The organism is Solirubrum puertoriconensis (assembly GCF_001483135.1).
GTDB classification, from domain to species: domain Bacteria; phylum Bacteroidota; class Bacteroidia; order Cytophagales; family Hymenobacteraceae; genus Solirubrum; species Solirubrum puertoriconensis.
Window position 1 is genome coordinate 1,498,069 of the sequence record NZ_LNAL01000008.1, and the last position, 13,279, is coordinate 1,511,347.

The window sequence follows — 13,279 nt, forward strand, 5'->3', positions numbered from 1 at the left end:
GCAAAGCCGCCTCTGGCACCTAGGAAAATACTTAGCAGCATGGCCGCCCTTGTGGCGTTCTGCGTAGTAAGTACCATGAAACAGCTTTTGATTCTCGCCGCTGGCTTAGTGCTGGCCGCGCCGGCCGCACTGGCCCAGACCACGGCACCGGCCCCGAGCAGCACCGCTACGGCGGCTGTTTCGGCCGGGCAGCGCAAAGCCGCCGAAGACCTGATGCTGGCCATGCAGATGGAGAAGAATACTAACTCGGCCCTCGACCAAATGCTTACGGCCCAGCTGACCCAGCGCCCCGAGCTCAAACCCGTGGAGCCCGAAATGCGCAACTTCCTGACAAAATACATGGGGTGGGCTTCGCTGAAGGAGGACATGGTGCAGCTGTACGCCAGCGAGTTCAGCGAAAAGGAGCTAAAAGACCTTACGAAGTTCTACAGCTCCTCGACGGGCCAGAAGTTCATCGGCAAGCAAAGCGCCCTAATGATAGCTGGTATGGAACTCAGCCAGCGCCGCATGCAGGAAAACCTGCCCGAACTGCAGCGCAGCATCGAGGCCAAAATGAAAACCACGCAGCAGTAAATTGCCCTAGGTGCGCACCGCTGCCAAACGCAAAACGCCCGGCCATTTGGCCGGGCGTTTTGCGTTTGGCAGCGGTAGATAAACTTACTCCTCTACCGTAGTTTCCACCTTAGGGCGGGCTGATTGCACGGCTTCAATGGCCGTTTGCAGCAGGTTCGAGCGCACGCTCATTTCGGTAATCTTATTGTTGCGGCGCGTGGGGTTCACGCGGTTCGTCAGCAGAATCACCATCAGGTCGTACTGCGGATCGACCCAGAAGTAGGTGCCGGTGTAGCCCGTATGGCCGTAGCTCAGCTGCGAGGCACTTTTGGCCGAGTTTACCGAGGGGTTGGCGGCGGGGCGGTCGAAGCCGATGGCGCGGCGGTTGTCGGGGCAGTTTTGGCATTTGGTGTACTCCTGCACGGTTTCGGGCTTGAGCAGCTGCTGGCCGCCGTACTTGCCGTTCCATGCGTAGAGCTGCACCAGCTTGGCCAAATCGTTGGCTGAGCCGAACAGACCGGCGTGGCCCGAAAGGCCGCCCAGTAGGGCGGCGCCTTCGTCGTGCACGGTGCCGTGCAGCAGCTGTTTGCGGAACAGCGAGTCGTACTCGGTGGGCACAATGCGCTGCTTGGCAAAGCGCCGCTGTGGGTGCAAACCTAGCGTGGTAGCACCTAGGGGGCGGTACAGCTCGTCGCGCAGGAACTGCTCGAACGGCTTGCCGGTTTGCTGCTGCACCAGCTGCGGGTAGAGGTAGAACGACAAATCGGAGTACACGTAGCCGGGCTTCTCGTTCAGCGGCGACTCGGCAATGGATTTCTTCAGGCGCTCCGGCATATCCTTACGGGCCCACATTTTGTCGGCTACCTGCAGTGGGAAGCGCGCCGACGAATCAGGCCGGAAGAAGCGGCGGCTCATTTCGGGCACTTCACTGGCTTTCAGCTTCAGCGGCTCGTGTGGGTACTTGGCAAACAAACGGCTGAATACACCTTTGGGGCGCGTGTAGCTCTGCCAGAACGGAATCCAGGCCTTAAGGCGAGCTTGGTGCGTCAGCACGTCGCGCATCTTCAGATCCTTTTTGTTCGAGTCTTTCAGGAAGTCGAAGTACGAGCCCATCGTTTGCTCGGGGCTGAACTTGCCTAGGTCCTGCAGCTTCATCAGGGCGGGGGTAGCGGCTGCCACTTTCGTTACCGAAGCTAGGTCGTAGAGGTCGGTGTTGCGCACGGGGCGGGCTTTGGCATCGTAGGTGTGCGTGCCGTAGCTTTTGCGCAGCACCACGGTGCCTTGACGGGCAATCAGCACCTCGGCGCCGGGGAAAGCCTTGGCCGCCAGCGCCGCGTTAATCATCGAATCGACGCGGGCTTCCAGGTTGTTGTTCATGCCCACGGCCTCAGGCTGGGCGTAGCGCAAACGGATACCGCCTTGCGTAGTCAGGCCCGTGCCAAAGCCGTAGCGTTCCGAGGCCGAAACCGGCAGCTTGCCCGTAGCGCCCACACCGCCAAAAATCACCTGCGCGGCTAGTTCCTGCGCGTTTTTGCTTTCCTGGTAAGCCAGCACAATGGCATCGGCGGTGTTCACGTCGCGCAGCTTCGACACGGCGTACGCGCTGCCAAACACCGATACCACCATCTTCTTTTTCAGGGCGGCTACTTCGCGCATCAGCACGTTTTCTTCGGGCGAAATCCCGAAGCTGGTAGCCGGGTTGCGCCCAAGGTTTTGCAGGCCTACCAGCAATAGGTTGTAGGGGCGCAGCTGCTCGCGCAGCTTGGCCAAGTCGTCGAGCGTGGCGTTGGCCGGAATGGAAAAGTGCGTTGCCGGGGCGTAGTCGGCCACCATGCGCTGGAAATCGGTGGTGTCTTTGGTACCTAGGGTTACGGTGGCGATGCGCAGGGTATCGAGGCGCTGCAGCGGCAGCAAGTTGCGCTGGTTGCGCAGCACCGTCATGCTCAGCTCCTGCAGGCGCTGCGAAACGTGCTGAGCGTGCGGGCTGTTGAGGTCGGCGGTAATGTTCTTCAGCTCGATGGGTCGGTATTTGTTCAGGCCCGCCCACTGCTTGAGCGCCAGCACGCGGCGGCACCGAATGTCGATGTCGGCCTGCTTGATGCGGCCTGAATCGATGGCGGCCCGTACCGATTGCAGGGCCTTGGGTACGTTTTTGGAGAATTCCAGAATATCGTTGCCGGCCAAAATGGCGCGCACATCGGCTTCGCCGGGCGGGTACTTGCTCGTCACGCCCTTCATGTTCATGGCATCGGTAAAGATGATGCCTTGGTAGCCCATCTGCTTCTGCACCATATCCGTTACGATGCGGCGCGACAGGGTGGAGGGCGTGCCGGTGCTATCGAGCGCCGGAATGTTGAGGTGCGCAATCATTACGCCGCCCAGGCCGCGGCTCATGAGCGAGCGGAAGGGGCGCAGCTCCAGCGAATCGAGGCGGCGGCGGTCGGCGCGGATCAGCGGCAGGGCAAAGTGCGAGTCGGCGTCGGTGTCGCCGTGGCCGGGGAAGTGCTTGGCCACGGCCATGATGCCCGCGTCCTGCATGCCCTTCATGTACTGGTAGCTTTTCTCGGTTACGTTGCCCTTGTTTTCGCCCCACGAGCGGAAGCCGATTACCGGGTTGTTGGCGTTGTTGTTCACATCGACCACCGGCGCAAAGTTTACGTGCATGCCCAAGCGGCGGAATTGGTACGCTACTTCCTGCCCCATTTCGTAGAGCAGGTGGTTGTCGCGCACGCCGCCTAGGGTCATTTGGTACGGAAAGCGCACCACGCTATCGAGGCGCATGCCCACGCCCCACTCGGCATCCATGGCCACCAGCAAGGGCACGCGGCTTTGGGCCTGGTAGCGGTTCAGTAGCTTGCTTTGGCGCACCGGGCCGCCCTGGAAGAAAATCAGCCCCCCGATGCCGTTCTGCTGGATCAGCGCCGAGATGGAGTCCTCATCCACGCGGGTACGATTGGAGTACGCGGCCACCATAAACAGCTGCGCCACGCGTTGGTCGGGGGTAAGCGTCTTCATCACCGAATCGACCCACGGCGAGTGCAGGTACTGCAGAAAGGCCGGAGTCTCGGCCGCCGGTTTGGCTTGCGTGGGCTTCTTGCCATTGGCAGTGGCTTTGGCGCTGCTGGCGGGTTTGGCCGCCGGAGCAGCTTTGCCAGCCGGGCGCTTGGCCGAAGTGTGAGTAGCAGCGGGTTTCTTTTTGGCGGAATGCTGCTTGCGGTGTTGCGCGGTGAGGGCCAAGGGCCCAAGCACCAACAGCATCAACAGGAGAAATCTGTGGAGGCGCAAAGCGGAGTGGGAAAGTGGTACGGTGCGAAGTTAACCCGAATGGTGCAGGTAAAGGTTGCCTTGGGCCCTAGGTGCCTGGCTTACCTTGGGTATATCAGAGGCAAGGCGAGGTAAACCAGCAACCCAGACCAGATTTTTCTGCACTGCAGAACGGGCATGGCGCCGCCAATTGCCCTCGGGCTTGCGTGCTCGGTGGTGAGCCGCGCTTTTTCTCCGCCCAAAAGCAACCTAGCATGTATGTTTGTTGCTCATAGATCATGAATGGTTGCGTCTGGGTTGAGGCCGAAGCAATTAGCCGCTAGCCAAGCGGCCGGCGCATCTTATCACGAATTGCTTTTCTGTTTGCCGCAGCCTGCCGATTGCCAATGAAGAAACCTTTACTTGCCAGCTGCACCCTGCTTACGCTACAGCTGTGCAGCAATTGGGTGTTTGGCCAAACAGCAGTAGCCCCACCCGACACTACGCTGCTCACTTCGGCCATGGAGCACATGCACCTGCGCTACCGCGAAACCGTGGGTAGCAGCGCGGCCCTTTACAGCGGGCAGCAGTACGTAAACTACGCCTCGGGTACTGCTCAAGGGCACCAGTTTTTCAAATCGAAAAACGACTTGCCCGGCAGTGTGTTCTACGACGGGTACGAGTTTACTGGCTTGGCCATGCAGTACGACGCCAAGCAGGACGCCCTGCTCGTGAACAGCTACAACAGCCCGGCCAAGTTTCGGTTGGTCGACGAGCGGGTAGAACACTTTGTAATTGATGGTCACCGCTTCGTGCGCATCGTGGCCGACTCGGCTGCTGCCGATGTAGTGACTACGGGGTTTTACGAGCTGCTTTACGAGGGCGGGCCGCAACTGCGGGTGCTGGCAAAGCACAGCAAGAATTTGCAGATTCGGATGGGGCAGCGGATGAGCTACCAGGAGTTTATCGATATCGACCGCTACTATTTGCAGAAAGGCAACCGGTACTACCCCGTCAGCAAGAAAGGCTCGGTGTTGGCCCTGTTCAGCGACCGGAAAAAGGAGCTGAAGAAATACGCCGCGGAGCAAAAGCTGAGGTTCTCGAAGGAAAAGCGCGCCGAGGCCATTGTGCAGCTAGCTAAGTACTACCACGGCTTAACCCAAGCGGCTGCCCGATGAGCGTTCAAAACAATTTCAAGCCGAAGCGCACCGCTAAGGGGTGGCTGGCTAGTATTGGGCTGCTGGCAGTGTTGCTTGGCAATGCCGCGCCCAGCCTGGCGCAGCAAGCGCCTCCGCTAATTAATGGGCAATTCAGTAACGCGCCCTTCGAGCAGTTTGCGCGCGAGGTGGAGCGCCAAACGCCCTACCGCTTTTACTTCGAGCCCAGCGCCGTCGACAGCATTCGGGTAACCCTAGGTGCCAGCAACCAGCCGTTGCCCGAGGTACTGGAGAGCATCCTGAAGCCGCGCGAGCTTTTTTATGCCATCGATGGGCAACAGCGGGTATACATCACCTCGGGGCAGCCCATTCAGACGGAGCTGGCCGCGAACTATTTCCGGCAAAACGAAACCAACGCCACTGCCGCTGGCTCGCCCGGCGACGACGACCCGCTCGACGGCCTGAACCGGCCCAAATCGCGGCGCCAGGCCGAAAGCCAGGTATACGCAATTGGGCAAGGCAGCAACCCCAGCGGCAAAGCCACGGTGGCCGGGCACGTGCGCGAAAGCAAAACGGGCGAGCCGGTGCCCGGCGCTACGGTGTACGTGGAGTCGCCGGCCGTTGGGGGCTCTACCGATCAGTTTGGTTACTACTCCCTTACGCTGCCCCTAGGTCGGCACACCGTTTTGGTGCGCGGCATCGGCATCAAGAACACCAAACGCACCATTGCGCTGCGCAACGATGGCAAGCTGGAGATTGAAGTAGAGGAGGACATTACGCCCCTGAAGGAGGTGGTAATTGAGGCCGAGAAGGACAAGAACGTGGCCGGCATGCAAATGGGCATGGAGAAGCTGGATATCAAAACCATCCGGCAGGTGCCCACGGCTTTTGGCGAGGCCGATATGCTGCGCGTGGTGCTGACGCTGCCCGGCGTGAAATCGGTGGGCGAGGGCAGCACCGGCCTGAACGTGCGCGGCGGCGCGGCCGACCAAAACCTGATCCTCTTCAACGATGCGGTGGTGTACAACCCCTCGCACTTGTTCGGCTTCTTCACGGCCTTCAACCCCGATATTCTGAAGAACGTGGAGCTGTACAAAAGCGCCATTCCGGCCAAGTACGGCAGCCGCCTCTCGTCGGTGCTCGACATTACTACTCGCGACGGCAACCGTAAAAAGTTTGGCGGGGCGGGCGGCATTGGGCCGCTCACCAGCCGCCTCACGCTCGAGGGGCCCATTCGGCAAGACAAAGCCTCGTTTATCGTGAGCGGCCGCTCGTCGTACTCCGACTGGATTTTGCACCGCTTGCCCAACCGCAGCTACCGCGAAAGCTCGGCCTCGTTCTACGACTTGAGCGCACACGTCAGCAACGACCTCAACGACAAAAACTCGCTCTACGCCACCGGCTACATCAGCCGCGACCGGTTCAGGCTGGCTTCGGATACCACTTACGAGTACCGCAACCAGAACGCGAGCCTGAAGTGGAAGCACATCTTCAACAACCGGCTGTACAGTGTGGCTACGGCTACTTACAGCCGCTATGGCTACGACATCAGCAGTCGCAAAATTCCGGTGAATGCCTCGGCACTGGCTTTCGACCTAAACCAAACCACGGCCCAGCTCGATTTTAGCTACTTCCACAACCCGCGCCACACTTTTGAGTTTGGCGGCAGCACGCAGCTCTACCGCATTGCGCCGGGCAAGCTGCAACCCCTAGGTGGCGAGTCTCTGATTACCCCGGAGGTGCTGCAGCGCGAGCAGGGACTGGAAAGCGCCCTGTATGTTTCTGACCGCATCGAGGTGTCGCCGCGTTTCTCGGTGTCGTTGGGCTTGCGGTACTCGCTGTTCAATGCCTTAGGCCCGAACAACGTGCGGCAGTATGCGCCCGCAGGTCCCCGTTCCGATAACACCCTGACGGATACCGTGCGCTACCGCGCGGGGCAAGTGCTGGCAACTTACCACGGGCCGGAGTACCGGGTATCGGCCAAGTACGCCCTCACCGAAAACTCCTCCGTGAAAGCCAGCTATAACCGCACGCGCCAGTACATCAACATGCTGTCGAACACGGCTACCATGGCGCCTACCGACATTTGGAAGCTGAGCGACGCGCACATTCGCCCGCAAGTGGGCGACCAGGTAGCCCTAGGTTTCTACCGCAATTTTAAGGACAACACCATCGAAACCTCGGTAGAAACCTACTACAAGCGGCTGCACGATTTTGTTGATTTCCGGAACGGCGCGACGTTGCTGCTCAACCCGGCCATCGAGCAAGATGTGGTAAACGCCGAGGGCAAGGCTTACGGCGTGGAGGTGATGGTGCGCAAGCTTACGGGCAAGGTAAACGGCTGGATCAGCTACACGTACTCCCGCTCCTTGGTGCGCGTAAACAGCGGCACTACCGCCGAAATGATTAACGGCGGGAGGTATTACCCGAGCAATTTCGACAAGCCCCACGACGTGACGATGATCGGCAACTACCGCTTCAGCCGCCGCTTCAGCACCTCGCTCAACTTTACCTACAGCACCGGCCGGCCCATTACGCTGCCGCTGGCCAAGTACTACGTGGGCAACTCGATGCGCGTGCTGTACTCCGACCGCAACGCCTACCGCGTGCCCGATTACTACCGCGCCGATATTGGCCTGAACATCGAGGGCAACCACAAGGTGAAAAAGCTGGCCCACAGCTCCTGGACGGTGGGCGTGTACAACCTGACGGGGCGCCGCAACCCATTCTCGATCTACTACAAATCCGTGAATGGCAACATCAAAGGCTACCAGCTGTCGGTCTTTGGGCAGCCCATTCCTACCATCACCTACAACTTCCGCTTCTGACATGACAAGCCAACAAAGCTACTTCCGACGCGCCTTTGCCTGGGCGCTGCTGTGGGTGCTAATGGGCGGCTGCATCGACCCGTTCGAGCCCGACATCGACGAGGTGGAAACCAACTTTGTGGTGGTTGATGGGTTCATCAACAGCCGGGGCGTGAGCACCATCAAACTCTCGCGCACCTTCAAGCTCAGCACCGAAGGGCAGCCGCCCGCCGAAACGCGTGCCCGGGTGCTAATTGAGCAGGAGGGAGGCAGCAGCGTAACCCTAACGGAAAGCGCGCCTGGTACTTACACCTCGGCTCCGCTAAACCTAGGGGCCGGCACGCGCTACCGCCTGCATTTTTACACCAGCAACGGCAAGGAGTACGCCTCGGCTTACACCCCGGTAAAGATTACGCCTGCTATCGATACCGTGGAGTGGCGTCTGGGTGGGCAAGGGGTACAAATCAGCGTGAGCACCCAAGACGCGACCAACCAAAGTCGCTACTACCGCTGGGGGCTGGAGGAAACCTGGGAGTTTACCTCGGCTCACCGCTCGATTTTGGAGTTTGTCAATGGCCGAATGCAAACCCGACAAGAGGATATCTACCGCTGCTGGGCCAACTCCGTTGGCAGCAACATTCGCCTGTTCAATACAACGCCCTTAAGCCAGGATGTGGTGTCGCGGCAGCAACTGCTGGAAATTCCGCGCACCGATACCCGCTTGCGTCTGAAGTACAGTGTTTTGGTGAAGCAATATGCTCAAACGCCCGAAGAATACGCCTATTGGGATGAACTGCGCAAAAACACTGAAAGCATTGGTACGCTCTTCGATCCGCTGCCTTCGCAGGTAACCGGCAACGTACGCTGCCTTTCCGACGCCAGCGAAACCGTACTGGGTTTTGTAGGTGCGTACTCCGTAGCCGAAAAGCGCATCTTCATCAGCCACGAAGCGCTGCCCAACGAGTGGAGGATTTACTACAAAACCGGCTACGAGAACTGCATGTTGCTCGATACTTTTTTGGTGCGCGATGCCGATGCGGCCTTTTCTAATCCCGCCGTGCAACCTGTAGAGCCCGTGTACAACGACCGGGGCATTCTCATAGCCTACACCGCCTCGGCCCGTAAATGCATTGACTGCCGCGAGCGGGGCGTGAACAAACGACCAAGCTTTTGGCGCTAATGAGCACAACAGGGCACACACTGCACCTAGGGCGCTGGCGCGCCGCCGTAGCAAGTGCCATACTTGGTATGGCTGCCTGGCACGGTGTCCAAGCACAAACAACGGGCGCAACCAGCATCCGGCAGGCATTTGAGAACTACAGCAAGCTCGATGCGCATGAGAAGCTGTTCCTGCACCTCGACCGCGCCACCTACGTCAGCGGCGACATTATGTGGTACAAGCTGTACGCTGTGGAGGGTACGCGGCAGCGGCCCTTGCCGATGAGCCGCGTGGCTTACGTGGAGGTGCTCGACGGCCGTAAAAAGCCCGTGCTGCAAACCAAAGTCGCTTTAAAAGATGCCGTTGGGCACGGCTCGTTTCAGTTGCCGGCTACGCTGCCGGCGGGCCGCTACACGGTGCGGGCTTACACCAACTGGATGAAGAACTTTGGGGCCGAGTACTTCTTCCACAGTACCGTAACGGTGGTAAACACCTTTGCCGCCAAGCTGCCCGCCGATACCACCAGGACCGCCACACACGATGTGCAGTTCTTCCCCGAAGGCGGCAACCTAGTAAAGGGCCTGCCGAGCACAGTAGGCTTTAAGGTTACCGACCACACGGGCCGCGGCCTGGCAGCCGAGGGCGTACTGCTCGATAAGCAGGGCAAACCGGTGGCACGCTTTGCTACGCTGCGGCACGGCATGGGGCAGTTTTCGTTTACGCCCGCCGAGGCTGGTAGCGGCTATACGGCCGTGCTAAAGCTCGCCAACGACCAGAGCCTAACCCGTGCATTGCCTGCCGTGTACGAGCAAGGCTACGTACTCAGCGTTGCCCGGTCGGGTTCTGGGCAGCTCAGCCTATCGGTAGCCGCCAACACGCCCAGCGCCGCTAATGAAGAGTTGTACGTGCTGGGGCACGCCGGGCAACAAGCCTTTTTTGCGCAAAGCGTACGCTTGGCCAACGGGCACGCCCAAGTCGTGCTCGATAAAGCCGCTTTGCCCGAAGGCGTGCTGCACTTTACCGTATTTAATGAGCAGCGGCGGCCCATTTGCGAGCGGTTGTACTTCCACCGGCCCAACAGCCGCTTGGTTATTGATGCCGCCGCCGACAAGCCGCAGTATGCCACCCGCGACAAAGTAAGCCTGCGGCTAGCCACGGCCGATGGCGCTGGTCGCCCAGCCGCCGCCGGCCTTTCCATGGCCGTGTACCGCCTCGATTCGCTGGCAGCGCCAGGTTCGGCTACTGATATTCGGTCGTACTTATGGCTTACTTCGGCGCTGAAGGGCCACATCGAAAATCCTGGCTACTACTTTCAATCGGCAGAGCCCGAAGCTGATGCAGCGGCCGACAACCTGATGCTCACGCAAGGGTGGCGGCGCTTTCGGTGGGAGGCAGTATTAGCCGGCACGCTACCTGCCATGCCGCACGCTCCCGAGCTGAACGGCCACTTGATTGAGGCGCGGGTACTGAACAAGCAAACCGGCGCGCCGATGGCTGGTATTCCGGCATATTTGGCCGCTCCTAGCCGACAGGTGCGGTTGTACAACGGCATCAGCAACGCCGAAGGGTTGGTGCGGTTTGAAGCGCGCGAGCTATACGGAACCAAAAATCTGGTGCTGCAAACCAACTTCAGGCAAGACAGCACCTCCCGCTTCGAGCTGCTTAATCCGTTTGCTACCAACCACGCCGAGCAACCGTTGCCGCCTGTGCGCTTATTGGAGCAACACCGAGCCGATCTAACCCAGCGCCATGTGCAGGTGCAGGCCCAAAATGCCTATTTCCGTAAGGCGCTGAGCCCCTATGCGCAGCCGCTCACCGACAGCTTGGCCTTTTTCGGGCGCGGCGACGAACGTTACCGCCTCGACGATTACACCCGATTTAAGGTGATGGAGGAAGTAATGCGCGAGTACGTGCCCGGCGTGCAGGTGCGCATCCGCAAAGGCAGTTTTCATTTTATGGTAGTCGACAACGGCCACCGCACCATCTTCAGCGACGAGCCCATGGTGCTCGTGGATGGGGTGCCGTTTTTTAACACCGATCGGGTAATGAAGGTTGATCCGCTAAAGGTGCAGCGCCTGGAGGTGGTTACCCGTGGGTACCTGCACGGCCCGCTTACGTACAGCGGCATTGTGAGCTACATCAGCTACAAGGGCGATATGGCCGGTGCCCAACCCGATGCCCGCGCCTTGGTGCAGGAGTACGAAGGGCTACAGTGGGAGCGGGAGTTTTACGCCCCGCGCTACGAAACGGAGCAGCAGAAGCAAAGCCGCCTGCCCGACCTTCGGCAGTTGCTGTACTGGAACCCCAACATCAGTACCAGTGCCGGGCAGCCGCAGCAGCTAAGCTTTTACACCGGCGACGAAGGCGGTAAGTACCTAGTGGTAGTGCAGGGAATTTCGAATACCGGGTTAGCCGGCAGCAGCATCTTTACCTTTGAGGTGAAACCTGCCGCGGTAGCGCAAGCCCGCTAGGTAGTTGGTAATCAGAAGACACGCTTTCATCAATTCAGCCTGCTTATGTCGATACCTAATCGTGTTGCTTACCTAGGGCTGTTGTGTGTGGCGCTGCTGCTTAGTGCTTGCAGCGGCCTGCAAAAAGAGCCCGTTGCCTTCGAGCTTTACGCGGGCAACCCGGCGCTGCCACCGCCCCACCAAGGCATGAGCGTGATCCAAGGCGTGGTGCAGCCCGAGCTTATTCAGCTTACCTACCGCACCTCCGATGGAGAAGGCGAAGAAAGCGGCGAGATGGTGCTGCGCGGCGAGGAGCGCCAGCAATGCCTGCAAATGCTGCGCCGCACCAAACTGCAACCCGCCAACGCGCACAATGAAGGCGCGGAGCCCCTTGAGGTAACGCTTACCGATGCCGCGGGCCAGCAGCTGGCAGGCGTACCCGCCAACCGCAACGAATGGCTAGCATTTGCCAGGCAAATTGCCGCCCAGCGCGAGGCAAGCCAGGCGCCGGCATTGTAGCGGCAACAACGCACCGGGGCGGCCCTCCATCCTGAAAACAGGAGGAAGGCCGCCCCGGCATTTTTTATCAGGCTTACTGGCCTAGCACCAGCGGCTCATCTTGAAGCCGGGCGAGGCAGGTTGGGTGCGTTCGGGAGCGGTTTCGGGTTCGGCCTGGCCAGGCTGCTGCGAACGGCGCGGACGCGGCGAGCGAAGCGGATCGGCAGGGCGGGCAGGGGGCAAGCCCACGTGCGAGTCGGAAGCAGGATGAATCGGATGGTTGATCATAGCGGTAAGTAGTAAAGGCAGATACCCGGCGAGCCAAGTGGGTGGCTGCGAACTAGGTATACGCAATTGCTCGGCAAATGGTGCACTTTAAGTAGGTTAATTTGGACATGCCAACCCGCCCCGCGTAAGCCACAGCTCATCGTTTCGCGTACACGCCCTAGGTGCATCACACCTGCTTGGTAGCATTGCCCATGGAACTTCGCCCTGCAGACTCTTCATCGGGCTGGCGGCGCACGGCCTACAGCGTCATCTTCGAAGCCGATACCCCCGCGGGGCGGGCGTTCGATGTGGCGCTGTTGTGGGCCATTTTGCTGAGCGTATTAGCCGTGATGCTGGAGAGTGTGCGCTCCATCAATGCCACCTACGGGCAACTGCTGCGCGCCATCGAGTGGTTTTTCACGGGCATTTTCCTGATCGAGTACTTAGCCCGGCTGATGGTGGTGCGCCGGCCGCTGTCTTATGCACTCAGCTTGCTCGGTGTTATCGATTTTCTGGCCATTGTGCCCACGTTGCTCAGCCTCGTAATTGTCGGCAGCCAATACCTATTGGTTATTCGCACGCTGCGGCTGCTGCGGGTGTTCCGCATCTTCAAGCTCGGGCACTTTGTGGGCGAAGGCGAGTTTATCGTAGATGCCCTGAAGGCCAGCCGATTCAAGATCATGGTGTTTCTGACGGCCGTTGTCACCATTGTAATTATCGTGGGCACGCTGATGTACGTGATTGAAGGAGGCAACAACGGTTTCACGAGCATTCCGCAAAGCATTTACTGGGCCATTGTAACGGTTACCACCGTGGGCTACGGCGACATTTCGCCGGTAACCATGCTAGGCCGCACCCTGGCCTCGGCGCTCATGATTATGGGCTACGCCATTATCGCGGTGCCTACGGGTATTGTATCGGCCCAAATGGCTAGCGCGAGCCGCCCGGCCGCGCAGCCGCCCGCTTTTAAGCAGGTAGTATGCCACGTATGCCAGGCCGGGGAGCACCGCCCCGATGCCGAGTTTTGCTGGCGTTGCGGCGAGCATCTGTAAATGCCTTGCAGGCAACCCGCCTGGGTGCCGGGCAGGGTTTTGCAGCAAGCTACCTAGGGCCAAATGGCAGAGCGTTGCGCGGGGTGGCTGTATT

Annotated in this window: 9 protein-coding genes; 7 read left to right on the plus strand and 2 right to left on the minus strand. The window is 59.9% G+C overall.

All coding sequences use genetic code 11. From position 1 onward, the window contains the following. Positions 1-75 precede the first annotated feature (75 nt). The gene (locus ASU33_RS20655) at positions 76-573 is read left to right on the plus strand and encodes a DUF2059 domain-containing protein (protein WP_160328250.1); all 498 of its coding nucleotides are present in this window, start codon (positions 76-78) and stop codon (positions 571-573) included. An 84-nt stretch (positions 574-657) separates the two neighbouring features. Here ASU33_RS20655 and ASU33_RS20660 read toward each other — a convergent pair whose 3' ends face one another. After that, positions 658-3,837 carry a serine hydrolase domain-containing protein gene (locus tag ASU33_RS20660; RefSeq protein WP_286130705.1) on the minus strand — a complete coding sequence of 1,060 codons (3,180 nt, stop codon included), beginning with the start codon at positions 3,835-3,837 and terminating at the stop codon, positions 658-660. Between the two features lie 365 nt (positions 3,838-4,202). On the opposite strand from ASU33_RS20660, the gene ASU33_RS20665 reads away from it, so the two are divergent. From ASU33_RS20665 to ASU33_RS20685, 5 genes are read left to right on the plus strand one after another with little or no spacing between them, the layout of a single operon-like run. Further along, positions 4,203-4,973, plus strand: coding sequence for a hypothetical protein (locus ASU33_RS20665; RefSeq protein ID WP_059072680.1), 771 nt, complete (start codon positions 4,203-4,205; stop codon positions 4,971-4,973). Further along, entirely contained in the window at positions 4,970-7,780 is a 2,811-nt protein-coding gene (locus tag ASU33_RS20670) for a TonB-dependent receptor (protein ID WP_059072681.1), read from the plus strand. Before ASU33_RS20665 ends, ASU33_RS20670 begins: the two co-directional genes overlap by 4 nt. 1 nt (position 7,781) lies before the next feature. Further along, on the plus strand, positions 7,782-8,939 hold the full coding sequence (locus ASU33_RS20675) for a DUF4249 domain-containing protein (RefSeq protein ID WP_059072682.1): 1,158 nt from the start codon (positions 7,782-7,784) through the stop codon (positions 8,937-8,939). After that, a complete protein-coding gene (locus ASU33_RS20680) occupies positions 8,939-11,389 on the plus strand; it encodes a hypothetical protein (RefSeq protein ID WP_160328251.1) in 2,451 nt (816 codons plus the stop codon). The genes ASU33_RS20675 and ASU33_RS20680 overlap by 1 nt, the downstream gene beginning before the upstream one ends. 45 nt (positions 11,390-11,434) lie before the next feature. Continuing rightward, positions 11,435-11,887: a hypothetical protein gene (locus ASU33_RS20685; RefSeq protein ID WP_149867338.1), complete on the plus strand. Its 453-nt coding sequence runs from the start codon at positions 11,435-11,437 to the stop codon at positions 11,885-11,887. Between the two features lie 81 nt (positions 11,888-11,968). Here ASU33_RS20685 and ASU33_RS20690 read toward each other — a convergent pair whose 3' ends face one another. Beyond that, the gene (locus ASU33_RS20690) at positions 11,969-12,154 is read right to left on the minus strand and encodes a hypothetical protein (RefSeq protein WP_059072685.1); all 186 of its coding nucleotides are present in this window, start codon (positions 12,152-12,154) and stop codon (positions 11,969-11,971) included. 191 nt (positions 12,155-12,345) lie between these two features. Between ASU33_RS20690 and ASU33_RS20695 the strand changes: the two genes are divergently transcribed. Continuing rightward, on the plus strand, positions 12,346-13,185 hold the full coding sequence (locus ASU33_RS20695; protein ID WP_059072686.1) for an ion transporter: 840 nt from the start codon (positions 12,346-12,348) through the stop codon (positions 13,183-13,185). Positions 13,186-13,279: the final 94 nt, after the last annotated feature.